This window comes from Streptomyces sp. NBC_01478 (genome assembly GCF_036227225.1).
Lineage (GTDB): Bacteria > Actinomycetota > Actinomycetes > Streptomycetales > Streptomycetaceae > Streptomyces.
This window is the reverse complement of sequence record NZ_CP109444.1, coordinates 7,769,977-7,793,771: the sequence shown is the minus strand read 5'-3', so window position 1 is coordinate 7,793,771 and position 23,795 is coordinate 7,769,977. Positions and strand designations below refer to the sequence as shown.

The following is a 23,795-nucleotide window of genomic DNA, read 5'->3' as shown; positions in this document are numbered from 1 at the left end:
GAACGGTGCGTAGGCGAGGCTCGATGCCTTCGGCCGCGCAACGGCGGGGACGCCGACATCGGCGCCGGCGGGCAACGGGGGCTACGCGATGGGGCCGCACGAACCGCGGGGGACATCGGCGGCGCCGGGCAGGGCACGCGAGCGAGGTCCGATGCCTTCGGCCGCACGACGGCGAGGACACCGGCTTCAGGGGCGACGCCCGCGACGCAGCGGGAGTCCTCTCGCGCGGAGTCGTTCGAGCGCGCGGGAGACGGCGCCTAGGGACACCGCCGTAGAGGCGCCTCGCACCACACCACCCGCACCCAAGCTCCCCGGCACCCTGCGCCCCACGCACCCCCGCACGGGCCCGCACCCGCCGTCGTACGCGAGCGGGTCGTAGCGGTACGGCGAGCCCGCCGCGTAGCTGGTCCCCACGCGTTCGACTGTGGCAGCAGGCAGAGGGGCGCAACCTGCGGCGGGCTCGTCGTACCGCCACGACCCCGGCACCCCCACCGGCCGCTGCCGGGACGAAAACGCCGGGTACCGCCCGGACCCGAGGATGAGAATCAGCCCCACCGTCATGCCCACGGCTTTACTTTCCCTTGGGTGGAACCGTCAGCGCCCCGATATCCTCCTAACCCTTACGGGGGCGTGTGCCCTGCTGTCCTGATCCTTTCGATGGGTGCGGAGCATGATCGAGGCTGTCGGCCTGACCAAGCGCTACGGCGACAAGACCGCCGTGTACAACCTTTCCTTCCAGGTGCGGCCCGGTGCCGTCACCGGCTTCCTCGGGCCCAACGGTTCGGGCAAGTCGACGACGATGCGCATGATCCTCGGCCTGGACAACCCCACGTCAGGACAGGTGACGATCGGCGGCTTCCCCTACCGCAAGCTGCCCAACGCCCCCCGCCAGGTCGGCGCCCTGCTCGACGCCAAGGCCGTGCACGGCGGCCGCAGCGCCCGCAGCCATCTGCTCAGCCTGGCCCAGCTCTCCGGCATCCCGGCCCGGCGCGTGGACGAGGTCCTCGGGGTCGTAGGCCTCCAGGACGTGGCGAGAAAGCGCTCCAAGGGCTTCTCCCTCGGCATGGGACAGAGACTCGGCATCGCCGCCGCGCTCCTCGGCGACCCCCAGGTCCTGCTCTTCGACGAGCCGGTCAACGGCCTCGACCCCGAGGGCATCCTCTGGGTGCGGAACCTGATGAAGGCGCTCGCGGCGGAAGGCCGTACCGTCTTCGTCTCCTCGCACCTGATGAGCGAGATGGCGCTGACCGCCGACCACCTCATCGTGATCGGACGCGGGCAGCTCCTCTCCGACATGAGCGTGCGGGACTTCATCTCGGCCAACTCCGCCGACTTCGCGCGCGTGCGCACCCCCGACACCGAGCCCCAGTTGCGCGAGAAACTGACCTCCGCGCTGACCGAGGCGGGCGGCCACGTGCTGCCCGAGCAGGACGGCGGACTGCGCGTGACGGGACTGCCGCTCCCGCGCATCAGCGACATCGCGCACGACACGGACGTACGACTGTGGGAGCTGTCCCCGCATCAGGCCTCGCTGGAGGAGGCGTACATGCGGATGACACAGGGCGCCGTCGACTACCGCTCGACGATCGACCAGAAGGCCGGCCTGATGCAGCAACTGCCGCCGGGCGCACAGCCCCCGATGCCGGTGCCCGGCCAGGGCCAGCCGGGGTGGTACGCGCCCCCGGCACCGCAGCAGGGCGGCCAGCCGTTCGCGATGGGACAGCCTCCGGCGAATCCTTACGGCACCCCGAATCCGTACGGCGCCCCTGCGGCCCCCGGCGGGGGCGTACCGGGCTCGTACGGGCCTCCGGCGCCCATGCCCCCGCAGACACCGGCACAGCCGCCCCAGGCCGCCCCTGCACCGACTGCGGACGCACCCCCGGCCACCTCCACCCCAACTCCCACCCCCGCCCCCACTCCCACCCCCGACCTGACCAAGCCCGAGGACGCCCGATGAGTACGCCTCAGACCCCGATGCCGCCGGCAGCCGCGCCCAACTGGCAAGCGGCGAACGGTCCTTCGTACGGTGGGTACACCTCGCCGATCCCGGTGGTGCGCACGCATCTCGGGCACGCGCTCGCCTCCGAGTGGACGAAGATCAAGTCGGTACGTTCGACGATCTGGACGCTCGGGGTGTTCGTGGTCCTGGTGCTCGGCATCGGCCTGCTCGCCGCCGTCGTGGTCAGTAACTCCTCGTCCGAGATGAACGGCGAGACCTCGCTCTCCCTGGGCTTCTTCGGACTGCTGCTCGGCCTCATGTGCATCATCACGCTCGGCGTGCTGACCACGTCCTCCGAGTACGGCACCGGCATGATCCGCACGACGATGACGGCGTGCCCGAGCCGGGTCCGCGTCCTCGCGGCGAAGTCGATCGTGTTCTTCGCGGTCGCCTTCGTGGTCACGCTGGTGGCCACGACGTTCGTCGCCTTCGTGGACGTCTCACTGCTGAAGGACAACGGCGCCAAGGACCCGTCCGGCGGCGAATGGCTGAAGGGGACCGTCGGGGTCTCCCTCTACGTCGCGCTGCTCGGGCTGCTCTCGCTGATCGTCGGCTCGATCATCCGGCACTCGGCGGGCGCGATCACCGTCATGATCGGTGCCGTGCTCGCGCCGCTGGTCGTCGCCCTGTTCATGCTCTCGCAGTCCCTGGAGGACGTGCGCCAGGCGCTGTTCGAGTACTCGATCCCGAACCAGTTGAGCGTCTTCTACTCCAACTCCCTGAGCGAGTCCGGCCCTTCGGGCTGGGATCCGCTGTGGATCATCCTGGGTGTGACGGCCCTGGCGTTCGCGGGCGCGGCCGCACTGCTGGAGCAGCGGGACGTGTGACCAGTACCACGTACTAGAACTTCGGCGCGTTCCTGGACCGCTGCACCCGTGTGGTGCGGCGGTCCTTCGCGTTCCAGCAGGCCTTGTGCCAGTGCCGGCGCTCGTCCACGCCGGAGTGCTCCGGCCAGGCCACGACGTGCGGGACACCGGAGGGGATCTGCTGGTCACAGCCGGGGCAGCGGTACGTCTTGCCTTCCGCGCTCGCCCCGGCGACATGGCGCACGCTCCACTCCTCGCCCTGCCAGTGCTCCGTGGACTGCCAGCCGCCGTAGCGGCCGGAGCGGTCGTCGTCGGCGCTCTGGCCGGAGGAACCGGACTCCTTGGGTCGGTTGCGACGCGGGGACACAGAACACCTCACGGGGCTATACAGGAGGCAAGGGCTGTGTCCAGCCTACGTGGCGCGGACAGGGGTACGCGAAGGGCGACAACCCACACAAGTCCCCCTCGGGACCGCGCATTCTGCAGACAATCCGCAAATCTCTCCGCCAGGCCGTGTCCTAGGCACGTGTCGGACGGTTATGCCCGGTGGGGGAGCTCCGTGTCGGAGCCAAGGAAGCAGGAAGAACCATGCGCGTCGGAAGTTTTGTGTTGGCGGCCCAGTTCCCGGGCCAGGGCCAGGGGGAGGCCCTGCACCGCGCGGTCCGCTCGGTGGAGATCGCGGAGGAAGCCGGTCTCGACACGGCCTGGCTGGCCGAGCACCACTTCGTGCCCTACGGCACCTGCCCGTCCGCGATCACCCTGGCCGCGTTACTGCTGGGCCGCACCCGGCGCATCCGCGTCGGCACCGCGATCAGCGTGCTGCCCACCGTCCACCCGGTCGCCCTCGGCGAGCAGGCCGCGCTGCTGCATGTGACGAGCGGCGGGCGCTTCTCGCTGGGCGTGGGCCGCGGCGGACCGTGGGTCGACCTGGAGGTCTTCGGCGCGGGCCTCGCCGCATACGAACGAGGGTTCCCGGAATCGCTCGATCTGTTGATGCGCTGGCTGCGCGAGCCGTCGGTCGCGGGCACCGGGGACCGCTTCGCGTTCCGTGAAGTCCCGGTCGTACCAAGGCCGTCGGAGGCGCTGTCGGACGCGCCGGGCCCCGAGGTCGTCGTCGCCTGCACCTCGCCCGCGAGTGTGCGGCTGGCGGCCGAGCGGGGTCTGCCGATGCTGCTGGGCATGCATGTCGGGGACGAGGAGAAGGCCGAGATGGTCTCCCTGTGGCGGCAGTCGGCGCGGGCGGCGGGGCGGCCGGCGGCGGAGATCCGGGGCGCGGCCCATGTGTCGGCCGGCGTCTGCCAGATCGCGGACAAGCGTGCGGATGCCGTGGAGGCGCTGGTGAAGGCGATGCCGGGCTGGCTCAGGCAGGGGCTCGACGCGCATGTCACCGTGGACGACCGCGAGCGCCGGATGCGCGACCCGCTCGCGTACACCGAACTGCTGTGCGGACTGCACCCGGTGGGCACCCCGCGGCTGTGCGCCGACCGGCTCGCGGCGACCTCCGAGCGGACCGGCATCTCCCGCTTCGCGCTGCTCGTCGAGGGGTCCGGGGACCTCGCGGCGACCGAGGAGAACGTACGGCGGCTCGGAGCCGAGGTGCTCCCCCACCTCGGCTGAGCGAACCGCGGAGAGCTTGCCGCCCCAGTACTGAAGGCACCTCCCGCGTACGGAGCGGCAAGCGATGGTGCGCGATCGCCGCGTCAGCAGTCCCTGAACTCCGGGGACTGGTTCAGCAGTTGACTGCGCACCGAGGTGAAGCGGGTCAGCGTTTCGTCGACCGAGCCGTCCAGCGGGAACACCGCCACCCGATGGCAGTTCTGGAAGGCCAGCCGCACACCGAAGTGCCGCTGCAGCGCGCCGCGTATCGCGTCACTCGCGAGCGCACGCAGCAACTGACCGCGTGCCTGCTCGTCCGGCGGCGGCGTCTGGTTGTCGGCGAACGCACCGCCGTCGACCTTCAGCTGAGCCACCAGGGAGCTGATCATCTCCCATGCGTAAGGCAGGGAGGTCCGGACGCAGTCGACGAATTCAGCTTCGTCGACCTCGCCTCGCTCGGCCTTTTCGAGTAGGGCCGGTGAGACGTCGAGCGACATGGGTTCTCCTCTCGCACCCCCAACGCGCAGGGGTTGCCGGACAGGTAAGGGAGTCCGCGATTACGAACACGCTGCGTACACGTGTCGCGACCTCCCGTTTATACGGTAGGCAACAGAAGGAGGCGGCACCAGGAGAATGCGTACATACGGAACTCTCAATAGGCCCACAATCGGCCACTAATGAACAAGGGGCGTCACGGGTCTTCCAGGGCGAATCGCGTTCACTGCCGCCCGTCGAGTAGCGTTGCCGACCATGCGTCTCGTCATTGCCCGGTGTTCCGTGGACTACGCGGGCCGGCTCACCGCCCACCTCCCCTCCGCCCCCCGTCTGATCCTGGTGAAGGCGGACGGCAGCGTCTCGATCCACGCGGACGACCGGGCCTACAAGCCCCTCAACTGGATGTCGCCGCCCTGCACGTTGAAGGAGGGTTCGGGGGCTCCCGACGATCCCGCGGACATCTGGACCGTCACCAACAAGGCGGGCGAGAAGCTCATCATCACGATGGAGGAGATCCTCCACGACTCCTCGCACGAACTCGGCGTGGACCCCGGCCTGATCAAGGACGGCGTGGAAGCGCACCTCCAGGAGCTGCTCGCCGACCGCATCGACACCCTCGGCGAGGGCTACACGCTGATCCGCCGCGAGTACATGACGGCCATCGGCCCGGTCGACATCCTGTGCCGGGACGGCGAGGGCCAGACCGTCGCGATCGAGATCAAGCGGCGCGGCGAGATCGACGGCGTGGAGCAACTCACGCGCTACCTGGAGCTGTTGAACCGCGATCCCCATCTCGCCCCGGTCCGCGGCATCTTCGCCGCCCAGGAGATCAAGCCCCAGGCCCGCGTCCTCGCCACCGACCGCGGCATCGGCTGCACGGTCCTGGACTACAACGCCCTGCGCGGCATCGAGGACGACAAGCTGCGCCTGTTCTGACCTCCCCGCGCCGAAAAGGGCCGGTTCCGATCATCGGAGCCGGCCCTTTCGTGTCGTACGGAGTGTCAGATGACGGCACCCGAAGCGCCGCTGCTCGCGGGCGCGGCCGAACTGGTCGTGTCCATGGGGGCGCTGGAGGTCGCGCCGCTCGCGGAGGTGTCGGTGGCCGGGGCGCTGGACGTGTCCGACGGTGACGGTGACGTGGTGTCCGTCGGTGCGGAGGTGGTCGGCGAGGCCGGGGTGGTCGGTGTCGTCGGCCTCGACGTGGACGGGCTCGGCGAAGCAGGCTTCGTCGACGTGGACTTGGACGGCGTCGGTGTGGTCGACCCGCTCGTCCCGCTCGGCCGGTCCGAAGGCGTCCCGCTGCCCGTCGGTGTCGGATCGTCCGACGTGCCCATCGTGCCGTCCGGGCCCGGGTCGGTCGGGCGGCCGGTGGCCGTGCCGGTGCTGCTGTCGTCGCCCTTCGCGGGGTCCGCGCCGAGGTTGTCGTCGCCGGCGCCCTGGCTCGCGGACGGGTTGACGCCGACCTTGTCGGAGGGGTTGTCGGCGTTGTTGTTGGACGTGGCGCCGAGGGTGACGACCGTGCCGAGGACGGCGGCGAGCAGGACGCCCGCGCCGGCCGCGACGAGGTTGCGCCGGGCATAGCCGCGCAGGCCGCCCCGGGCCTTGTTGTGGGACTTCAGGGACGAGGCCTGGGGGGAGACGAGGGTGTAGGTCTCGCCGGGCGGCTGGAGCGGCGGGAAGGGCGCCGGTGTGCCGCCTGGCGGCGGGGCCGACTCCTCGTGGCGCGCGTCGGGCACCTCCTCGCCGGCCATGGCGCCGGGGCCGAGCGCGAAGCCGGAGCGGTCGGCGACCAGGGCGAGGGCCCGGCGCCCGGCGACGGCGCCGCGCTTGTCGGCGGCGGCGCCGCGCAGGCCGATGGAGGACTCCAACTCGGCCCGGGCCCGGTCGAGTTCACCCTCGCAGAGCGCGAGGACCCCCAACTCGTGCTGGAAATAGGCCTGTTCACTCACATCGTCGGCGAGCCGGGCGGCCTCGGCGCCGGAACGCAGCACGCGCTCCCAGGCGCTCCAGTGCAGTCCGGCGGCGAACGCGGGGGCCGCCGTGCGGGCCAGGTGGACGGTGGTGCTCTCCTCGCCGTCGCCGGGCGGGGTGGTCGCCGGCAGGAGGGCGACGAGCGCGGCGAGCAGGGCGTCCGCCTCGGCGCACACGCGCGCGGGGGTGACCGAGGGGTGCCCGGCCCACCAGGAGTAGTGCAGGGCGGCGATGAGGGCACCGGACGCGACGTCGTCGCCGTATCCGGCGGCCTCGATCTGGGCCTGGACGCCGGCGGCGAGCCGGTAGCGGGAGCCGACCGGGGAGACCAGTCCGGAGGCCGCGAGTTCGCCGAGGGCGGCGTCCGCGTGGGTGTCGCCGACGAGTGCGGGCAGATGCGCCTGGTGCGGCACCTCGCCGTCGAGCGCGACGGCGAAGCGCAGGGTGGCGCGGGCCGAAGGGCTGAGCCGGGAGGCGAGCAGCGGTGCGGGCGCGGCGGCCTCACCGAGGGACGGCAGGGGTACGGCGTCGCCCGCGTCGGGGTCCAGGGGCGGGGCGTCGAAGGGCACGTCGACCGGGGGCGCGTCCTGGAAGACGCCGAACTCCTCGACGGCGCTGGTGCCGACGCGCAGTTCGTCGCGCTGGCGCAGCAGGGCGCCGGCCTGGACGAAGCGCAGAGGCAGCCCCTCGGACTCGAAGTAGAGGTCGCCCGCCCAGTTGGCCTCCTCCTCGGTGAGGACGCGGCCCACCGCGCGCTCCAGGACCTCCACGGCGCCGGCCCGGCCCAGGCCGCCGAGGAAGACCTCCTCGATGGCGGAGTCCGCGGACGGTGCGGGGACCTCCGGGGTCGCGGCGATCAGGAAGGCGCACTCGGGCGTCGCGTCGAGGAGCTCGTCGAGGGCGGCGGCACCGAACTCGATGTCGTCGAGGACGACGACCGCGCCGATCTCGCCCGTGAGCGCGAGCAGTTCCTGCCGGTCGGGCCGGTGCAGGGGTGCGTCGTAGACGGCGTGGAAGAGGTCGTGCAGGAGGTCGGTGGTGGTGCGGTGGAAGCCGGTGAGGCGGATCACGCCGTCGGGGGCGAGGTCCAGGCAGTCCTCGGCGACGAGGTCGAGCAGGCTGGTGCGCCCGGAGCCCGAGGGGCCGGTGAGCCGTACGGAACGGCCGCGGGCGAGCAGCCGTACAAGACGCTCGCGCTCCTCCTGGCGTTCCAGGAGCGGCAGTTCGGGGCGGTTGAGGCCGGGCGGGGCCGGCGGTCTGGCCGCGCGGGCGTTCTCGGCGCGCTCGGCGGCACTGAACTTCGCCGGCCGACCGGGCCGCTGTCCGGGCTGGCAGGCCTCGATCTCGCTGCCGTCGACGGGGTTGACGGTGAGCAGGAACTCACCGGCGACCACCTGTACGGTGCGCGCGAGTGCGGGTGTGTGCTGGCCGAAGTCGGGCGTGAGGGGTTCCCGGGGCGGGCGCTGACGGGACGACGTGTCGTCGCCGTCCTGGCCGTACTCCTCGGGCTCCCGGTCGATCGGGTCCATAGGTCCAAGCCCCCCAAAAGCGTCGTGTGCGGGTCGACAGGACCCAGGCCCCTCCCGGCCTTGTGCACACCGCGCTGTCGCTTCTGGTCCGGGCCCGCGCGAAGGGTTGTGTGGCAGCGGGCGACCGAACCTTAAACCTTGGCACAGTATCTACGACAGTCCGGGGTACCGGGCCGTCCGAGACGTCACAGTCTCATGAGGATTGTGTGCGCAGGATTGCGTGCGGAGGATTGGGTGCGGCGGACGTCAGACCCTGGGAAGCGACTCCACGCCGATCCCGCCCTCGATGGCGAGGATGCGGTGCAGCCGGGTGGCCACGAGCAGGCGCTGCATCTGCGGTGGTACGCGGCGCAGCACCAGGCGGCGGCCGCAGCGGCCGGCCCGTCGGTGGGCTCCCATGATCACGCCGAGGCCGGTGGCGTCCCAGGAGTCGAGCTCGGACAGGTCCAGCACCAGATCGCCGACTCCGTCGTCGACGGCCGAGTGCAGGACCGTACGGGCGTCCGCCGCGCTGCGGACGTCGAGGCGGCCCCCGACGACCAGCTCGACGTGGTCGCCCCTGATGTACATATGCGCTCCCCGTGAGTGCGGTGGCGTACTCGGTGATATCGGTGGTGCCGGTGATGCCGCCGAAGTCGGCGATGCAACGTCTGACTGCGTGAAGTGCCGGGAGGTTGCCGTCTGTGAGCGAACCGATACCGAATTCACCCCTGGGTGTGAAGGCTCTGGGGCGTGTGCGGTTTCAGTGCTTGTAGAAGCCCTGCCCGCTCTTGCGTCCGATGTCACCGGCGTCCACCATTCGGCGCATCAGCTCCGGCGGGGCGAACTTCTCGTCCTGTGACTCGGTGTAGATGTTGCTCGTGGCGTGCAGCAGGATGTCGACGCCGGTGAGGTCCGCCGTCGCCAGCGGGCCCATCGCGTGACCGAAGCCCAGTTGGCAGGCGAGGTCGATGTCCTCGGCGGTGGCGACACCCGACTCGTACAGCTTCGCCGCCTCGACGACGAGCGCCGAGATGAGACGGGTCGTCACGAAGCCGGCCACGTCACGGTTGACGACGATGCAGGTCTTGCCGACGGATTCGGCGAACTCCCTTGCGGTGGCGAGGGTTTCGTCGCTCGTCTTGTATCCGCGCACCAGCTCGCACAGGCCCATCATCGGGACCGGTGAGAAGAAGTGCGTGCCCACGACGCGCTCCGGACGCTCCGTCACGGCCGCGATCTTCGTGATCGGGATGGCGGAGGTGTTGGAGGCGAGGACGGCGTCCTCCCGGGCGATCTTGTCGAGCGCGCGGAAGATCTCGTGCTTGACTTCGAGCTTCTCGAAGACGGCCTCGACGACGATGTCCGCGTCGGCGACGGCGTCGAGGTCGGTGGTCGCGGTGATCCGGCCGAGGGCGGCGTCGGCGTCGTGCGCCTCCAGCTTCCCCTTGCTCACGAACTTGTCGTACGAGGCCTTGATGCCGTCGGTGCCACGCTTGAGGGCTTCGTCGGTGACATCGCGCAGGACGACGTCCCAGCCCGCCTGCGCGGAGACCTGGGCGATACCGGAACCCATGAGTCCGGCGCCGATGACGGCAAGCTTCCGTGCCACTGTGCGACTCCCCTTTGAAACGCTTACAGCGTGTATCCGTATGCCTCTCGGCGGACACTAGCGAAGGTGCGGCGCTGTGTGACCGGTTAGTAACGCGCGTCACGTCTCATCTGACGGACATCACACCGCACGGGTCATTCGACCGCCCGTACGGCCTAGTTGAGCACCGGCCGGGCCTGGCTACGCTGGCCACATGGTCAATCTGACGCGCATCTACACCAGGACCGGCGACCAGGGCACCACCGCCCTCGGCGACATGAGCCGGGTCGCCAAGACCGACGTCCGCATCTCGGCGTACGCCGACGCCAACGAGGCGAACGCGGCGATCGGCACGGCCGTCGCCCTCGGCGGCCTGGACGAGGACATCGTCAAGGTCCTCACCCGCGTCCAGAACGACCTGTTCGACGTGGGCGCGGACCTGTGCACACCGGTCGTCGCCGAACCGGAGTTCCCGCCGCTGCGCGTCGAGCAGTTCTACATCGACAAACTGGAAGCGGACTGCGACCACTTCAACGAGCGGCTGGAGAAGCTCCGTTCCTTCATCCTCCCCGGCGGCACCCCGGGCGCGGCCCTGCTCCACCAGGCGTGCACGGTCGTACGACGGGCGGAGCGCTCGACGTGGACGGCGCTGGAGGCTCACGCCGAGGTGATGAACCCCCTCACGGCGACCTACCTCAACCGCCTGTCGGACCTGCTGTTCATCCTCGCCCGCACGGCCAACAAGGACGCCGGAGATGTGCTGTGGGTCCCCGGCGGGGAGCGCTGACCGACGGTCAGAGGTGTCGGTGGACTCCGACGCGCAGTCGCTACAGGTCGTCGTGGCCCGACAGCTTCTTCACGTCCGCGTCCTCGCGGTACGGGTCGTCGCCGACACGGCTCAGCGCGTGGAGGACGCCCAGAGCCGTCGTCTGATCGACGACCTTGAACTGGCGGCGGGCGGCGACGGCGAACTCGAAGGGGCACGTCACGCCTCGTCCGGGGCCGACGTGCCGAAGATGTCCGCGAGCACATCCGTGAGGGTGGCGCACGGTGCGTCGCCCTCCTCGGCGAGAGTCCGCAGGGCCTTCCGCGTAAGCACCTCGTCCGCCGCCGCCTCCAGTGCGTTGTAGTCGGCCCGTGCCCGGCGGGCGGATACGGATGCGGAATCGTCCATACGGCCAGTGTCCTCGTCTCCCCCGCCCGCACCGCGACGGCGTGTGGATCGCGCCGGACGGTGGAGTCGCACGTCAGCCGGTCGCAGGCCGAGTCGGGGCCGCACAGCCAGGTTCAAGTGGCTTTGCCGGTGCGTGAATTGGGGTTTAGCACGCCCCTACCAAAGTGGTCCAGACCTATTGACCCGTGGTCCAGACCTTTCTATTCTCGCGGCACTGTGGGTGCGAAGGCTCAGTCGCGCCCCACCATCCTCGAGATACCCCCCGACACCCCGAGGAGGCGCTCAATGCGCTTCAGACATCGAGCAGTTGCCGGGTTCGCGACCCTGCTGCTCCCGCTCGCCGCTCTCGTCGGTCTGGCCGGTCCCGCCGAGGCCGCGTCGACCGCCACCGCCACCTTCACCAAGACCAGCGACTGGGGCACCGGCTTCGGCGGCCAGTGGACCGTCAAGAACACCGGTACCAGCGCGATCAGTTCATGGACGGTCGAGTGGGACTTCCCCTCCGGTACGTCCGTCACCTCGGCCTGGGACGCGGACGTCACCAGCTCCGGCACCCACTGGACCGCGAAGAACAAGTCCTACAACGGCACCATCGCCGCGGGCGCCTCCGTCTCCTTCGGCTTCAACGGCGCCGGCTCCGGTTCGCCCTCCAACTGTCTGCTGAACGGCGGCAGTTGTGACGGCGGCACCACCGTCCCCGGCGACGCGGCCCCCTCCGCGCCCGGCACCCCCACCGCGTCGTCGATCACCGACACCTCGGTGAACCTCTCCTGGTCCGCCGCGACCGACGACAAGGGCATCAAGAACTACGACGTCCTGCGCGACGGCACCAAGGTCGCCACGGTCACGACGACGTCGTACACCAACACCGGCCTGACCGCCGGCACCGACTACTCCTACACCGTGCAGGCCCGCGACACCGCAGACCAGACAGGACCGGTCAGCGGCGCGGTCGCCGTGCACACCACGGGCGGCACGACCACTCCCCCGACCACCGGCAGCAAGGTCAAGCTCGGGTACCTCACCGAGTGGGGCACCTACACCCGCAACTACCAGGTCAAGAACCTGGTGACCTCGGGCTCGGCCGCGAAGATCACGCACATCAACTACGCGTTCGGCAACGTGACGAACGGGCAGTGCGCGATCGGTGACGCCTACGCGGACTACCAGAAGACGTTCACCGCCGACCAGTCGGTCAGCGGCGTCGCCGACACCTGGGACCAGCCGCTGGCCGGCAACTTCAACCAGCTCCGCGAGCTGAAGGCCAAGTACCCGAACATCAAGATCCTCTGGTCCTTCGGCGGCTGGACCTGGTCCGGAGGCTTCGCCCAGGCCGCGGCCAACCCGACCGCGTTCGCCAACTCCTGCTACAGCCTGGTCGAGGACCCGCGCTGGGCCGACGTCTTCGACGGCATCGACATCGACTGGGAGTACCCGAACGCCTGCGGCCTGTCCTGCGACACCAGCGGCGCGGCGGCGTACAAGAACCTGATGCAGGCCCTGCGCGCCAAGTTCGGCTCCAGCAACCTGGTCACCGCCGCCACCACGGCGGACGGCACCTCCGGCGGCAAGATCGACGCCGCCGACTACGCGGGCGCGGCCCAGTACGTCGACTGGTACAACGTGATGACGTACGACTTCTTCGGCGCCTTCGACGCGGACGGCCCGACCGCCCCGCACTCCCCGCTCACCACCTACACCGGCATCCCGACCCCGGGCTTCACCACGGCCGACGCGATCGCCAAGTTCAAGTCGAAGGGCGTCGCAGCGAGCAAGCTGCTCATCGGCATCGGCTTCTACGGCAGAGGCTGGACCGGCGTGACCCAGGCCGCACCCGGCGGCTCGGCGACCGGCCCGGCGGCGGGCACGTACGAGCAGGGCATCGAGGACTACAAGGTCCTCAAGACGACCTGCCCGGCCACCGGCACGATCGCCGGCACGGCGTACGCCTACTGCGGCAACAACTGGTGGTCGTACGACACCCCGGCGACCATCGGCACGAAGATGGCGTGGGCCAAGACCCAGGGTCTGGGCGGCGCGTTCTTCTGGGACTTCAGCGGCGACACCAGCAACGGTGAGCTGGTGACCGCCATCAACAACGGTCTGAGCTGATCCCCACACCGCTCGGCACACCGCCGCGGGCAGACCTCACCGGTCTGTCCGCGGCGCGTTGTGCGCGGCGCGCGCCCCCGGCGTGCACCTCAGAGGGCCCTTCGGCCCGTGGTCGCGGGCCGGATGGCTGCTGGGGGCAGGCCGTTGACCTGGGGCATCGTGGTCTCCCAGCAACAAACGGAACAGCGCACAACGGGGGAAACCATGAAGCGCAGGTCCACCACGCCCCGCATCGCGAAGAGGCCCATCACCTCCTGGGCCGCACTCGCGGGCGCCTTCGCCACCGCCGTCATGGCCGCCTGCCCGGTCGACGTCACCGTGACACTCGGCTCCGCGCCCCGCACGGTCGTCGTCAGCCAGGCCGACGTACCCAACCCGGTATGTCCGGTCAGGCCACGTTGACCCTCTGCCCGGGTGGAGCCGCCTCCAGCCAGGCCAGGAAACCGGTCAACGCGTCCTCGCTCATGGCGAGTTCGAGCCGCGTGCCCCGGTGCAGACAGGTCAGGATGACGGCGTCGGAGAGCAGCGCCAGCTCCTCCTCGCCCTCGGGGAGGCGGCGGCCGGCGACCTCGATCGCCGAGCGTTCCAGCGTGCGGCGCGGGCGGTAGGCGTAGGAGAAGACGCGGTACCACTCGATGCGGTCGCCGTTGTAGCGGGCGACGCCGTAGCTCCAGCCCTTGCCGTTGGTGTCGGGTTTCTCCGGGACGTCCCAGCGGAGCGAACAGTCGAAGGTGCCGCCGGAGCGCTGGATGAGTCTGCGGCGCAGGCCGAAGACGAACAGCCCCACCACTACCAGGGCCACAACAATTCCGCACACAGTCAGAGCGAGGACCATCGACACCGACCTCCTCGTCTCCTAGGTAAAACAGGTAACGGAACGGAAAAAACACCCACATTCGCCTCAGCCGCGGCTGGGGCCGGATTCCTCCGGTCCCAGCCGCGGCTGAGTCACGTCATCGCGTCAACGCTGGGTTCAGCGCGTCTCCACCGCACGCAGTCGGACGTCCGCGCGACGCTCGGCGGACTCGTCGCCCTCCGCCTTCGCACGCTCCAGCTCGCGCTCCACGCGCTGGACGTCGATCTCGTCCGACAGCTCGGCGATCTCGGCGAGCAGCGACAGCTTGTTGTCCGCGAACGAGATGAAACCGCCGTGCACCGCGGCGACGACCGTCCCGCCGTCGCTCGTACGGATGGTCACCGGGCCCGACTCCAGCACACCGAGCAGCGGCTGGTGACCGGGCATGACGCCGATGTCGCCGGACGTGGTGCGCGCGACGACCAGGGTGGCCTCGCCGGACCAGACCTGGCGGTCCGCGGCGACGAGCTCGACATGCAGCTCAGCAGCCAAGGTGGGCTCCTCGGGTCACCACCCGGCTTCTCATGCCGGGTGTTGCGAATAAGTCTAGTAGGGCTCCGAGCACCGAAGTGTCGGGGCCCCGCCTCAGGACTCTGCTGGGGGTCTGGGGGTTATCCCCCAGGAGATGCAGCAGTGGGCGTGGAAGAGGGGGTGGGACACGCCCCACCCCCTCAGGTGAAGCACGGGGGTCAGGAGACGCCCAGCTCCTTCGCGTTCGCCTTCAGGTCCTCGATACCACCGCAGAGGAAGAACGCCTGCTCCGGGAAGTGGTCGTACTCGCCGTCGATGATCGCGTTGAAGGCCACGATCGACTCGTCCAGCGGGACGTCCGACCCGTCGACACCGGTGAACTGCTTGGCGACGTGGGTGTTCTGGGACAGGAAGCGCTCCACGCGACGGGCACGGTGGACGGTGAGCTTGTCCTCCTCGCCCAGCTCGTCGATACCGAGGATCGCGATGATGTCCTGAAGGTCCTTGTACTTCTGCAGGACCGTCTTGACGCGCATCGCGGTGTTGTAGTGGTCCGCCGCGATGTAGCGGGGGTCCAGGATGCGGGACGTGGAGTCCAGCGGGTCCACGGCCGGGTAGATGCCCTTCTCGGAGATCGGACGGGACAGAACCGTCGTCGCGTCGAGGTGGGCGAAGGTGGTGGCCGGGGCCGGGTCGGTCAGGTCGTCCGCGGGGACGTAGATCGCCTGCATCGAGGTGATCGAGTGACCGCGGGTCGAGGTGATGCGCTCCTGGAGGAGACCCATCTCGTCGGCCAGGTTCGGCTGGTAGCCCACCGCGGAGGGCATGCGGCCGAGCAGGGTCGAGACCTCGGAACCGGCCTGCGTGAAGCGGAAGATGTTGTCGATGAAGAACAGCACGTCCTGGTTCTGCACATCGCGGAAGTACTCCGCCATGGTCAGACCGGCCAGGGCCACGCGCAGACGGGTGCCCGGGGGCTCGTCCATCTGGCCGAAGACAAGGGCCGTCTTGTCGATGACGCCCGAGTCGGCCATCTCCTCGATGAGGTCGTTGCCCTCACGGGTGCGCTCGCCGACACCGGCGAACACGGAGACACCGTCGTGGTTGTTGGCGACGCGGTAGATCATCTCCTGGATGAGCACCGTCTTGCCGACGCCGGCACCGCCGAACAGGCCGATCTTGCCGCCCTTGACGTACGGGGTGAGCAGGTCGATGACCTTGACGCCGGTCTCGAACATCTCGGTCTTCGACTCGAGCTCGTCGAAGCGCGGGGCCTTGCGGTGGATGGACCAGCGCTCGCCCGTGTACTTCTCGTCGCTGTTCAGCACCTCACCAAGGGTGTTGAACACCTTGCCCTTGGTGAAGTCGCCGACCGGGACGGTGATGCCCGTGCCCGTGTCGGTGACGGCGGCCTGGCGGACCAGACCGTCGGTGGGCTGCATCGAGATGGTGCGGACCAGGCCGTCACCCAGGTGCTGGGCGACCTCCAGGGTCAGCGTCTTCTGCGCGCCGTCCAGGGCCGGGTCGGCCACCTCGACGTGCAGAGCGTTGTAGATCTCCGGCATCGCGTCGACGGGGAACTCCACGTCGACGACCGGGCCGATGACCCGGGCGACGCGGCCCGTGGCAACGGCCGTCTCAACTGTCGTCGTCATTACTTGTCACTCCCCGCGGTCGCGTCGGCCAGGGCTGCGGAGCCACCGACGATCTCGCTGATTTCCTGGGTGATTTCGGCCTGGCGGGCCGCGTTGGCAAGACGGGAGAGCGTGGTGATCAGGTCTCCCGCGTTGTCGGTCGCCGACTTCATCGCGCGGCGGGTGGCGGCGTGCTTGGAGGCAGCCGACTGGAGCAGCGCGTTGTAGATACGGCTCTCGACGTACCGCGGCAGGAGGGCGTCCAGGACGTCCTCCGCCGACGGCTCGAAGTCGTACAGCGGAAGGATCTCGCCCTGGGGCACGTCCTCCGCGACCTCTTCGAGGCTGAGGGGCAGCAGCCGGCTGTCGATCGGCGTCTGCGTCATCATCGAGACGAACTCGGTGTAGACGATGTGGAGTTCGTCCACGCCGCCCTCGGCCGTGTCCTTCTCGATGGCCTCGATGAGCGGACCCGCGACCTTCTTCGCGTCCGCGTACTCGGGCTGGTCGGTGAAGCCGGTCCACTGCTCCGAGATCTTGCGCTCACGGAAGTTGTAGTGGGCGACACCGCGGCGGCCGACGATGTACGTGTCGACCTCCTTGCCCTCGGCCACAAGACGCGCGGTCAACTGCTCCGCCGCCTTGATGGCGTTGGAGTTGAAGGCACCGGCCAGACCGCGGTCGCTCGTGAGGAGCAGCACCGCGGAACGGGTCGGCGTCTCGGCCTCGGTGGTCAGCGGGTGCCTGGTGTTCGAACCCGTACCGACCGCCGTGACCGCACGCGTCAGTTCCTTCGCGTACGGCGTCGAGGCCTGCACCTTGCGGTGCGCCTTGACGACGCGCGAGGCGGCGATCATCTCCATCGCCTTGGTGATCTTCTTGGTCGCGGTGACGGATCGGATGCGACGCTTGTAGACCCGGAGCTGGGCTCCCATGAGTCAGGTCCCTTCCTTACGTCACTTGGCCGCGGCCGGGGCGTCCTCGCCGAGGAGCTTGCCGTCCGAGGTCTCGAACTGCTTCTTGAACTCGGCGATCGCGTCCGCGGCGGCGGTGAGGGTGTCGTCCGACATCTTGCCGCCCTCCTTGATGGAGGTCATGAGGCCCTGCTCCTTGCGGTGCAGGTACTCCAGGAGCTCCTTCTCGAAGCGGCGGATGTCGGCGACCGGTACGTCGTCCATCTTGCCGGTGGTCGCGGACCACACGGAGACGACCTGGTCCTCGGTGGCCATCGGCTGGTACTGAGCCTGCTTGAGCAGCTCGACCAGGCGCTGACCGCGCTCCAACTGGGCCTTCGACGCGGCGTCCAGGTCGGAACCGAAGGCGGCGAACGCCTCCAGCTCGCGGTACTGGGCGAGGTCGAGGCGCAGTCGGCCGGAGACCTGCTTCATCGCCTTGTGCTGCGCGGAACCGCCGACTCGGGAGACGGAGATACCGACGTTCAGCGCGGGGCGCTGACCGGCGTTGAAGAGGTCCGACTCCAGGAAGCACTGGCCGTCGGTGATGGAGATGACGTTGGTCGGGATGAACGCCGAGACGTCGTTGGCCTTGGTCTCGACGATCGGCAGACCGGTCATCGAGCCCTTGCCCATCTCGTCGGAGAGCTTCGCGCAGCGCTCCAGCAGACGGGAGTGCAGGTAGAAGACGTCACCCGGGTAGGCCTCGCGGCCCGGCGGACGGCGCAGCAGCAGGGACACGGCGCGGTAGGCGTCGGCCTGCTTCGAGAGGTCGTCGAAGATGATGAGGACGTGCTTGCCGTCGTACATCCAGTGCTGGCCGATGGCCGAACCGGTGTACGGCGCCAGGTACTTGAAGCCGGCCGGGTCGGACGCCGGGGCGGCGACGATGGTCGTGTACTCCAGCGCGCCGGCCTCTTCGAGCGCACCACGCACGGAGGCGATGGTGGAGCCCTTCTGACCGATGGCGACGTAGATGCAGCGGACCTGCTTGTTCACGTCGCCCGAGCGCCAGTTGTCGCGCTGGTTGATGATCGTGTCGACGGCCAGGGCGGTCTTGCCGGTCTGGCGGTCGCCGATGATGAGCTGACGCTGGCCACGGCCGATCGGGGTCATCGCGTCGACGGCCTTGTAGCCGGTCTCCATCGGCTCGTGCACCGACTTGCGGACCATGACGCCCGGGGCCTGCAGCTCGAGGGCGCGGCGGCCGGTGGTCTCGATCTCGCCGAGGCCGTCGATCGGGTTGCCGAGCGGGTCGACGACACGGCCGAGGTAGCCCTCGCCGACGGCGACGGACAGGACCTCGCCGGTGCGGGTGACCGGCTGGCCCTCTTCGACACCGCTGAACTCACCGAGGATGACGGTACCGATCTCGCGCTCTTCGAGGTTGAGCGCGAGACCGAGGGTGCCGTCCTCGAACTTCAGCAGTTCGTTGGCCATGGCCGAGGGCAGGCCCTCGACCTTCGCGATGCCGTCGCCGGCAAGGGTGACCGTACCGACCTCCTCGCGCGAGGCCGCGTCCGGCTTGTACGACTGGACGAAGTTCTCCAGCGCGTCCCGGATCTCCTCCGGCCGGATCGTGAGCTCCGCCATCTGGGTTCCCTGCTCTCCTTGTTGGGCCCGAAGTTTCACTTGGGGGGATGGGGGGACTCCCCCCATGAACGAGGTGAATCCTCTGCACGGCCCAACTCGGGCCGCCTTACTACGTCTTTGTATGGGTGCTGCTAGCCCGCCATGCGGCGAGCGGCGTCATCGAGGCGGTCCGCGATGGAGCCGTTGATGATCTCGTCGCCGACCTGCACCCGGATTCCGCCGAGGACCTCGGGGTCCACGTCGATGTTCAGGTGCATGGGGCGGCCGTAGAGCTTCGCGAGGGCGGCGCCCAGGCGCTGCTTCTGCGGGTCGCTCAGCGGGACCGCCGTGGTGACGACCGCGACCAGGCGGCTGCGGCGCTCGGCGGCGAGCTTGGACAGGGACTCGAGTCCCGCTTCCAGGCTACGTCCCCGGGGCGCGGTCACCAGGCGGGTCACCAGTCGCTCCGTGGCCGGCTTGGCGCGGCCGCCGAGCAGGCTGGTGAGCAGCTCGCTCTTGGCCGTGGTGCCGGCGGCGCGGTCGGTCAGCGCGGCGCGCAGTCCGGTGTTCGAGGCGACGATCCGGCCGAACCGGAACAGCTCGTCCTCGACGTCGTCGAGCTCGCCCGACTGCTGGGCGGCGGTGAGGTCGGCGGTGGCCGCCAGCTCCTCCAGCGCGTCCACCAGGTCGCGGGACTGCGACCAGCGGGAGCGCACCATGCCGGACAGCAGGTCGAGGGCGGGGCCGCCGACCTGGCCGCCGAGCAGGCGCTCGGCCAACTGGGCCTTGGCTTCGCCGTCCTGCGCCGGGTCGGTGAGGACCCGACGCAACGACACCTCACGGCCGAGCAGCGCGGTGACGGCGGCCAGCTCGTCGGCGAGCTGCGTCGCGTTCACGGACGTGGAGTCCGTCAGCGCGTCGAGACGCTCACGTGCGGCTGCCAGGGCCTCGCGGCTCGCTCCGTTCATCGTGCGGCCTCGGCCTTCTCCTCGAGCTCATCGAGGAAACGGTCGATCACACGGCTCTGCCGGGCGTGGTCCTCGAGGGACTCGCCGACGAGCTTGCCGGCCAGGTCGGTGGCGAGCTTGCCCACGTCCTGGCGCAGCGCCTGCGAAGCGGCCTTGCGGTCGGCGTCGATCTGCGTGTGACCGGCGGCGACGATCTCCTCGCGCTGCCGCTGGCCTTCCGCGCGCATCTCGGCGATGAGCGTGGCGCCCTGCTCCTGCGCCTCCTGGCGCAGACGCGCGGCCTCGTGCCGGGCCTCGGCGAGCTGAGCCTTGTACTGCTCAAGCACGCTCTGGGCCTCGGTCTGGGCGGCCTCGGCCTTCTCGATACCGCCCTCGATGGCCTCGCGGCGCTCGTCCAGAACCTTGTTGATGTTCGGGAGGAGCTTCTTGGCGAGGAAGCCGAAGACGATGACGAAGGCGATCAGGCCGATGACGAGCTCGGGGATCGGCGGGACGAGAGGGTTCTCCTTCTCGGCCGCCAGAATGAGCAACTGGCTCATGTCAGTGCCTTTCGTCTAGTGGGCTGTCGCTGATCGACTGATCAGACGCCGTAGACGAACGGCATGACCAGGCCGATGAGGGCAAGGGCCTCACAGAAGGCGAAGCCGAGGATCTGGTTGGCGCGGATCAGACCGGCAGCTTCGGGCTGACGGGCAAGAGCCTGGGTGCCGTTGCCGAAGATGATGCCGACGCCGACGCCCGGACCGATGGCGGCGAGGCCGTAGCCGATGGAGCCGAGCGAACCGGAGACGGCAGCGAGGGTCTCAGTGGCAGCCATGCTGATTCTTCCTTATCTGTACGGACCGGCGGGGGTTGGCCACCGGACGCTAAGGGGGGTTCTGGAGGGGGTGCTCAGTGGTTCTCGGCGAGCGCGCCCTGGATGAAGGTGCAGGTCAACAGCACGAAGACATACGCCTGCAGGGCCTGGATGAAGAGCTCGAAGGCCGTCATCACGATGACCATGACGAACGAGACACCCGCGTAGGCGATCCCGATGCCGTTGAGCAGGTACCAACTGGCGATCGTGAAGAGCAGCAGCAGGGTGTGGCCCGCGAACATGTTCGCGAACAGTCGCACCGCGTGCGTGAACGGCCGGACGATCAGGTTCGAGAGCAGTTCGATGCCCATCGCCAGCGGGAGAACCGCGCCGAGCGACTTGTCGTAACCGCTGAAGTTCTTGAAGGCGCCGACGAATCCGTGCCGCTTGAACGTCAGCGAGACCCAGACGACGTACACGATCGCCGCGAGGGCGATGGGGTACGCGATGATCGAGGTCACCGGGAACTGGGCGACCGGGACGATCGACCAGAGGTTCATCATCCAGATGAAGAAGAAGAGCGAGACGACCAGCGGTACGTACTTCTCGCCTTCCTTCTTTCCGATGGTCTCGTAGACGACACCGCGGCGGATGAAGTCGTAGCCGGTCTCGGCGACCATCTGCAGCTTGCCGGGGACGACCTTCGGCTTGCGGAAGGCGGCCCAGAAGAAGCCGACAACGATGACCGAGCCGATCAGCGCCAGCAACATCGGCTTGTTGAAGTACACGTTGCTGTCGCCGTCCCCCAGAAGGGGCTTGAACAGGAACGAGTGCAGGCCGGGAGCCGGGAAGCCACAGCCGTCGAAGATGTGGCAGTCGGTCTCGAAGGCGAGCACCTGCGTCGGGTCAGCACTCACCGCGGGCTCCTTCAGCGTGGCGCATAGGTACGGCAACCTCGTTGTGTCGGCGCGGCGCGCAGCCGCGGTTCGGCACTGGACTGGTGTTACGGATGTGGGGGCGGCAGTGGGGCATCGAGCCTCGCGATTGAGCAGGCGTCAGCTCAGATGCCCGCGCCCGCGATGCCGCAGTTGGCACCGGACGATAGCAGGGTCGCTTACGTGCTCTTATCCCGGCCCTACCTCTCACGACGAGTGCCCCGACTTCTCGGGCTCGACGTAGAGGATTTTGGCCTTCATGTGGGCACGGGTCTGCGCGGCGGTCCAGACGATGGTTCCGGCGAGCAGGGTGAACGCGAAGGCCTTGGGATTGAACAGCGTGGTGTGCTTGAACGCGGCGAGGAAAATGAACAACAGAAGAATCTGCGCCGCGAAGAGCATGAGGCCCATCGCCTGGAACAGGTGCGGAAGCGATTTGGCAGTGCGCTGCAGAACGTAGAGCCCGATTCCCATGAAGAGGATCACGATCAGCGTCCCAACGGCTGCCCCAATAGCTCCTTCACCGCCGGCGACCACAGCGCTGACGACGGCGGCAATCGCGCCGACGGCGGCTGTGGGCACAGCGGTTTGAAGGAGAATCCGGGCGTCATTGGACGGCATGGCGGCAACTCCGCTTGCTAAGGGGGGCGTGTCGTCATGGACGAGCGTAGTCCCGGGATGAGAGAGAACCTCACGCCAATGGACCGTCGCACTACGGTCCTTCGGCTCTGTCCCGGGTTCTCGTGAACCGTATCACAAACTATTTGATGCGGTCTTTACCTAGAAGGTGTGCTTGCTGTCACACATGAGAGTGATAGCGCGCGTCTGTGCAAAATAGCGGCCAACTTGTCTGGTATGGGGAGGCTTTGTCCTCCCACGAGATGGCAACGCTTTAGTCAGATTCTTACCTTGGCGTCAGCGCGAGGACTCCGCCTTACGTCCGTCCAGGAGGCGCGAACGAGGGCCGACAGCGGTCGCCCCGTTGACTCCTGACACTCCGGCGACAACCGGCGGACGCGGATCGCGGTCCTCCTCCGCCAGCACCACCACAGGCTCAACTGCCGCCCGGCGACGGCGATATCGCGGCGGCACCAGGTGCTCGGCCCACCGCGGGGCGCGCGGCGTGAAGCGCGGCAGCAGAAGCAGCACCAGCCCCATCGCGCTCAGGAAGACGATGCCGAGGACGATCCACATCGAGGCCGAGTTGACCGAGTAGGACAGCGCGCCGAACGCGATCAGCGCCGACCAGAAGTACATGATCAGCACCGCCCGGCTGTGCGAGTGGCCGATCTCCAGGAGCCGGTGGTGCAGATGGCCGCGGTCCGCGGCGAACGGCGACTGGCCCCGCCAGGTACGGCGGACGATCGCCAGCACTAGGTCCGCGGCCGGCACCGCGATGATCGTCAGCGGCAGCAGCAGCGGGATGTAGACCGGCACCGTCTGGTGCACCGCCGCCTTCTCGGAGCCGACGAACAACTGCAGCGCGTCCGGGTCGACCTGTCCCGTGATGGAGATCGCACCCGCGGCCAGCACCAGGCCGATCAGCATCGAGCCGGAGTCGCCCATGAAGATCCGCGCGGGGTGCATGTTGTGCGGCAGGAAGCCCAGGCACATGCCCATCAGGATCGCCGAGAAGAGCGTGGCCGGGGCGGCGGCCTCGATGCCGTACGAGTACCAGATCCGGTAGGCGTACAGGAAGAACGCGGCGGCCGCGATGCACACCATGCCGGAGGCGAGGCCGTCGAGGCCGTCGACGAAGTTGACCGCGTTGATGGTGATGACGACCAGGGCGACCGTGAGCAGGGTGCCCTGCCACTGGGTCAGTGCCACGTTGCCGACGCTCGGGATGGGCAGCCACAGGATCGTCAGACCCTGCATGACCATCACGCCGGCGGCGATCATCTGGCCGCCCAGCTTGATCAGGGCGTCGATCTCGAACTTGTCGTCCAGGACACCGATCAGCCAGATCAGGGCCGCTCCGGAGAGCAGGGCGCGCGGCTCGTTCGAGTTCTCGAAGACCTCGCTGAGGTTGGTCAGATGGTCCGCGACCAGCAGACCGGCGCACAGACCGAAGAACATGGCGATACCGCCGAGCCGCGGAGTGGGTTCCCGGTGCACGTCACGGGCCCTGATCTCGGGCATCGCTCCGGCCACGATCGCGAACTTCCGCACCGGCCCGGTCAGCAGATACGTCACCGCGGCCGTCACGCAGAGCGTCAGCAGGTATTCACGCACAGGCTTCCCCACAGGTCTCGCTGGCCATCACAGCCCCACACCCTAGCGAGGGACGCATATGGTTGGGGACTTCCGGGTAGCGACGATGGTTGCACGTGTGGCTGTGCACTCGGTTCCGGGTAC

The 23,795-nt window shown here is 69.0% G+C and carries 25 protein-coding genes; 7 read left to right on the top strand and 18 right to left on the bottom strand.

Translation table 11 applies throughout. The annotated features are described in order from the left end of the window. Positions 1-670 precede the first annotated feature (670 nt). Positions 671-1,957, top strand: a complete 1,287-nt coding sequence (locus OG223_RS35480; RefSeq protein WP_329257519.1) for an ABC transporter ATP-binding protein — start codon at positions 671-673, stop codon at positions 1,955-1,957. Beyond that, positions 1,954-2,826, top strand: a complete 873-nt coding sequence (locus tag OG223_RS35475) for an ABC transporter permease (RefSeq protein ID WP_329257516.1) — start codon at positions 1,954-1,956, stop codon at positions 2,824-2,826. The genes OG223_RS35480 and OG223_RS35475 overlap by 4 nt, the downstream gene beginning before the upstream one ends. Positions 2,827-2,839: 13 nt before the next feature. Here OG223_RS35475 and OG223_RS35470 read toward each other — a convergent pair whose 3' ends face one another. After that, entirely contained in the window at positions 2,840-3,172 is a 333-nt protein-coding gene (locus OG223_RS35470; RefSeq protein ID WP_329257513.1) for an ATP/GTP-binding protein, read from the bottom strand. Positions 3,173-3,393: 221 nt separating this feature from the next. Here OG223_RS35470 and OG223_RS35465 point away from each other — a divergent pair, with 221 nt between their 5' ends. Then, entirely contained in the window at positions 3,394-4,422 is a 1,029-nt protein-coding gene (locus tag OG223_RS35465; RefSeq protein ID WP_329257510.1) for an LLM class flavin-dependent oxidoreductase, read from the top strand. Positions 4,423-4,505: 83 nt separating this feature from the next. Here OG223_RS35465 and OG223_RS35460 read toward each other — a convergent pair whose 3' ends face one another. Next, positions 4,506-4,898: an SCO5389 family protein gene (locus tag OG223_RS35460; protein ID WP_200679793.1), complete on the bottom strand. Its 393-nt coding sequence runs from the start codon at positions 4,896-4,898 to the stop codon at positions 4,506-4,508. Positions 4,899-5,151: 253 nt separating this feature from the next. Here OG223_RS35460 and nucS point away from each other — a divergent pair, with 253 nt between their 5' ends. Next, the gene (nucS, locus tag OG223_RS35455) at positions 5,152-5,832 is read left to right on the top strand and encodes an endonuclease NucS (protein ID WP_329257507.1); all 681 of its coding nucleotides are present in this window, start codon (positions 5,152-5,154) and stop codon (positions 5,830-5,832) included. A 65-nt stretch (positions 5,833-5,897) separates the two neighbouring features. On the opposite strand, the gene OG223_RS35450 is transcribed toward nucS, so the two are convergent. The 3 genes from OG223_RS35450 to OG223_RS35440 all read right to left on the bottom strand — a co-directional run bounded on the left by OG223_RS35450 (position 5,898) and on the right by OG223_RS35440 (position 9,987). After that, positions 5,898-8,396: an ATP-binding protein gene (locus tag OG223_RS35450; RefSeq protein ID WP_329257505.1), complete on the bottom strand. Its 2,499-nt coding sequence runs from the start codon at positions 8,394-8,396 to the stop codon at positions 5,898-5,900. 246 nt (positions 8,397-8,642) lie between these two features. After that, the gene (locus OG223_RS35445) at positions 8,643-8,966 is read right to left on the bottom strand and encodes an STAS domain-containing protein (RefSeq protein ID WP_019060737.1); all 324 of its coding nucleotides are present in this window, start codon (positions 8,964-8,966) and stop codon (positions 8,643-8,645) included. A gap of 172 nt (positions 8,967-9,138) precedes the next feature. Continuing rightward, entirely contained in the window at positions 9,139-9,987 is an 849-nt protein-coding gene (locus tag OG223_RS35440) for a 3-hydroxyacyl-CoA dehydrogenase family protein (RefSeq protein WP_329257502.1), read from the bottom strand. A gap of 193 nt (positions 9,988-10,180) precedes the next feature. Here OG223_RS35440 and OG223_RS35435 point away from each other — a divergent pair, with 193 nt between their 5' ends. Beyond that, entirely contained in the window at positions 10,181-10,753 is a 573-nt protein-coding gene (locus OG223_RS35435) for a cob(I)yrinic acid a,c-diamide adenosyltransferase (RefSeq protein WP_329257500.1), read from the top strand. Between the two features lie 40 nt (positions 10,754-10,793). Here OG223_RS35435 and OG223_RS35430 read toward each other — a convergent pair whose 3' ends face one another. Together OG223_RS35430 and OG223_RS35425 are read right to left on the bottom strand one after the other, a co-directional pair. Then, positions 10,794-10,955 (bottom strand): hypothetical protein, encoded by a 162-nt coding sequence (locus OG223_RS35430; RefSeq protein WP_329257497.1) that lies wholly within the window; start codon positions 10,953-10,955, stop codon positions 10,794-10,796. Further along, positions 10,952-11,140 carry a hypothetical protein gene (locus OG223_RS35425; RefSeq protein WP_329257494.1) on the bottom strand — a complete coding sequence of 63 codons (189 nt, stop codon included), beginning with the start codon at positions 11,138-11,140 and terminating at the stop codon, positions 10,952-10,954. The genes OG223_RS35430 and OG223_RS35425 overlap by 4 nt, the downstream gene beginning before the upstream one ends. Positions 11,141-11,425: 285 nt before the next feature. Here OG223_RS35425 and OG223_RS35420 point away from each other — a divergent pair, with 285 nt between their 5' ends. Further along, the gene (locus tag OG223_RS35420; protein ID WP_329257491.1) at positions 11,426-13,252 is read left to right on the top strand and encodes a glycoside hydrolase family 18 chitinase; all 1,827 of its coding nucleotides are present in this window, start codon (positions 11,426-11,428) and stop codon (positions 13,250-13,252) included. A 204-nt stretch (positions 13,253-13,456) separates the two neighbouring features. Next, the gene (locus OG223_RS35415; protein WP_329257488.1) at positions 13,457-13,654 is read left to right on the top strand and encodes a hypothetical protein; all 198 of its coding nucleotides are present in this window, start codon (positions 13,457-13,459) and stop codon (positions 13,652-13,654) included. Here the strand turns inward: OG223_RS35415 and OG223_RS35410 are convergent. The 11 genes from OG223_RS35410 to OG223_RS35360 form a co-directional block, all read right to left on the bottom strand. Then, positions 13,641-14,087 (bottom strand): DUF2550 domain-containing protein, encoded by a 447-nt coding sequence (locus OG223_RS35410; RefSeq protein ID WP_329257486.1) that lies wholly within the window; start codon positions 14,085-14,087, stop codon positions 13,641-13,643. The two genes, OG223_RS35415 and OG223_RS35410, sit on opposite strands and share 14 nt — an antisense overlap. 138 nt (positions 14,088-14,225) lie before the next feature. After that, positions 14,226-14,600, bottom strand: a complete 375-nt coding sequence (locus OG223_RS35405; RefSeq protein ID WP_266772606.1) for a F0F1 ATP synthase subunit epsilon — start codon at positions 14,598-14,600, stop codon at positions 14,226-14,228. A gap of 197 nt (positions 14,601-14,797) precedes the next feature. Beyond that, the gene (atpD, locus tag OG223_RS35400; RefSeq protein WP_329257483.1) at positions 14,798-16,234 is read right to left on the bottom strand and encodes a F0F1 ATP synthase subunit beta; all 1,437 of its coding nucleotides are present in this window, start codon (positions 16,232-16,234) and stop codon (positions 14,798-14,800) included. After that, on the bottom strand, positions 16,234-17,148 hold the full coding sequence (locus tag OG223_RS35395) for a F0F1 ATP synthase subunit gamma (RefSeq protein ID WP_329257479.1): 915 nt from the start codon (positions 17,146-17,148) through the stop codon (positions 16,234-16,236). The genes atpD and OG223_RS35395 overlap by 1 nt, the downstream gene beginning before the upstream one ends. Positions 17,149-17,169: 21 nt before the next feature. Then, a complete protein-coding gene (gene atpA / locus OG223_RS35390; RefSeq protein WP_329257477.1) occupies positions 17,170-18,759 on the bottom strand; it encodes a F0F1 ATP synthase subunit alpha in 1,590 nt (529 codons plus the stop codon). A gap of 131 nt (positions 18,760-18,890) precedes the next feature. Further along, the gene (locus OG223_RS35385) at positions 18,891-19,706 is read right to left on the bottom strand and encodes a F0F1 ATP synthase subunit delta (RefSeq protein ID WP_329257475.1); all 816 of its coding nucleotides are present in this window, start codon (positions 19,704-19,706) and stop codon (positions 18,891-18,893) included. After that, positions 19,703-20,245: a F0F1 ATP synthase subunit B gene (locus OG223_RS35380; RefSeq protein ID WP_200679770.1), complete on the bottom strand. Its 543-nt coding sequence runs from the start codon at positions 20,243-20,245 to the stop codon at positions 19,703-19,705. The genes OG223_RS35385 and OG223_RS35380 overlap by 4 nt, the downstream gene beginning before the upstream one ends. 41 nt (positions 20,246-20,286) lie before the next feature. Then, complete coding sequence (locus OG223_RS35375) at positions 20,287-20,523, bottom strand: F0F1 ATP synthase subunit C (RefSeq protein WP_067273352.1); 237 nt, start codon at positions 20,521-20,523, stop codon at positions 20,287-20,289. Positions 20,524-20,597: 74 nt separating this feature from the next. Then, complete coding sequence (atpB, locus tag OG223_RS35370; RefSeq protein WP_329265641.1) at positions 20,598-21,434, bottom strand: F0F1 ATP synthase subunit A; 837 nt, start codon at positions 21,432-21,434, stop codon at positions 20,598-20,600. Positions 21,435-21,644: 210 nt separating this feature from the next. Next, positions 21,645-22,058 (bottom strand): hypothetical protein, encoded by a 414-nt coding sequence (locus tag OG223_RS35365; protein ID WP_329257472.1) that lies wholly within the window; start codon positions 22,056-22,058, stop codon positions 21,645-21,647. 294 nt (positions 22,059-22,352) lie between these two features. Next, entirely contained in the window at positions 22,353-23,672 is a 1,320-nt protein-coding gene (locus tag OG223_RS35360) for an MraY family glycosyltransferase (protein WP_329257469.1), read from the bottom strand. Positions 23,673-23,795 lie beyond the last annotated feature (123 nt).

What these genes read in the sequence shown, in the direction of transcription:
- OG223_RS35415 (WP_329257488.1), top strand. Translation starts at nt 13,457, where the DNA reads ATGAAGCGCAGGTCCACCACGCCCCGCATCGCGAAGAGGCCCATCACC.
- OG223_RS35435 (WP_329257500.1), top strand. Translation starts at nt 10,181, where the DNA reads ATGGTCAATCTGACGCGCATCTACACCAGGACCGGCGACCAGGGCACC.
- OG223_RS35395 (WP_329257479.1), bottom strand. Translation starts at nt 17,148, where the DNA reads ATGGGAGCCCAGCTCCGGGTCTACAAGCGTCGCATCCGATCCGTCACC.
- OG223_RS35445 (WP_019060737.1), bottom strand. Translation starts at nt 8,966, where the DNA reads ATGTACATCAGGGGCGACCACGTCGAGCTGGTCGTCGGGGGCCGCCTC.
- OG223_RS35460 (WP_200679793.1), bottom strand. Translation starts at nt 4,898, where the DNA reads ATGTCGCTCGACGTCTCACCGGCCCTACTCGAAAAGGCCGAGCGAGGC.
- atpA (WP_329257477.1), bottom strand. Translation starts at nt 18,759, where the DNA reads ATGGCGGAGCTCACGATCCGGCCGGAGGAGATCCGGGACGCGCTGGAG.
- OG223_RS35450 (WP_329257505.1), bottom strand. Translation starts at nt 8,396, where the DNA reads ATGGACCCGATCGACCGGGAGCCCGAGGAGTACGGCCAGGACGGCGAC.
- OG223_RS35375 (WP_067273352.1), bottom strand. Translation starts at nt 20,523, where the DNA reads ATGGCTGCCACTGAGACCCTCGCTGCCGTCTCCGGTTCGCTCGGCTCC.
- OG223_RS35380 (WP_200679770.1), bottom strand. Translation starts at nt 20,245, where the DNA reads ATGAGCCAGTTGCTCATTCTGGCGGCCGAGAAGGAGAACCCTCTCGTC.
- OG223_RS35410 (WP_329257486.1), bottom strand. Translation starts at nt 14,087, where the DNA reads ATGGTCCTCGCTCTGACTGTGTGCGGAATTGTTGTGGCCCTGGTAGTG.
- OG223_RS35385 (WP_329257475.1), bottom strand. Translation starts at nt 19,706, where the DNA reads ATGAACGGAGCGAGCCGCGAGGCCCTGGCAGCCGCACGTGAGCGTCTC.
- nucS (WP_329257507.1), top strand. Translation starts at nt 5,152, where the DNA reads ATGCGTCTCGTCATTGCCCGGTGTTCCGTGGACTACGCGGGCCGGCTC.
- atpD (WP_329257483.1), bottom strand. Translation starts at nt 16,234, where the DNA reads ATGACGACGACAGTTGAGACGGCCGTTGCCACGGGCCGCGTCGCCCGG.
- OG223_RS35365 (WP_329257472.1), bottom strand. Translation starts at nt 22,058, where the DNA reads ATGCCGTCCAATGACGCCCGGATTCTCCTTCAAACCGCTGTGCCCACA.
- OG223_RS35425 (WP_329257494.1), bottom strand. Translation starts at nt 11,140, where the DNA reads ATGGACGATTCCGCATCCGTATCCGCCCGCCGGGCACGGGCCGACTAC.
- OG223_RS35480 (WP_329257519.1), top strand. Translation starts at nt 671, where the DNA reads ATGATCGAGGCTGTCGGCCTGACCAAGCGCTACGGCGACAAGACCGCC.
- OG223_RS35420 (WP_329257491.1), top strand. Translation starts at nt 11,426, where the DNA reads ATGCGCTTCAGACATCGAGCAGTTGCCGGGTTCGCGACCCTGCTGCTC.
- OG223_RS35465 (WP_329257510.1), top strand. Translation starts at nt 3,394, where the DNA reads ATGCGCGTCGGAAGTTTTGTGTTGGCGGCCCAGTTCCCGGGCCAGGGC.
- OG223_RS35475 (WP_329257516.1), top strand. Translation starts at nt 1,954, where the DNA reads ATGAGTACGCCTCAGACCCCGATGCCGCCGGCAGCCGCGCCCAACTGG.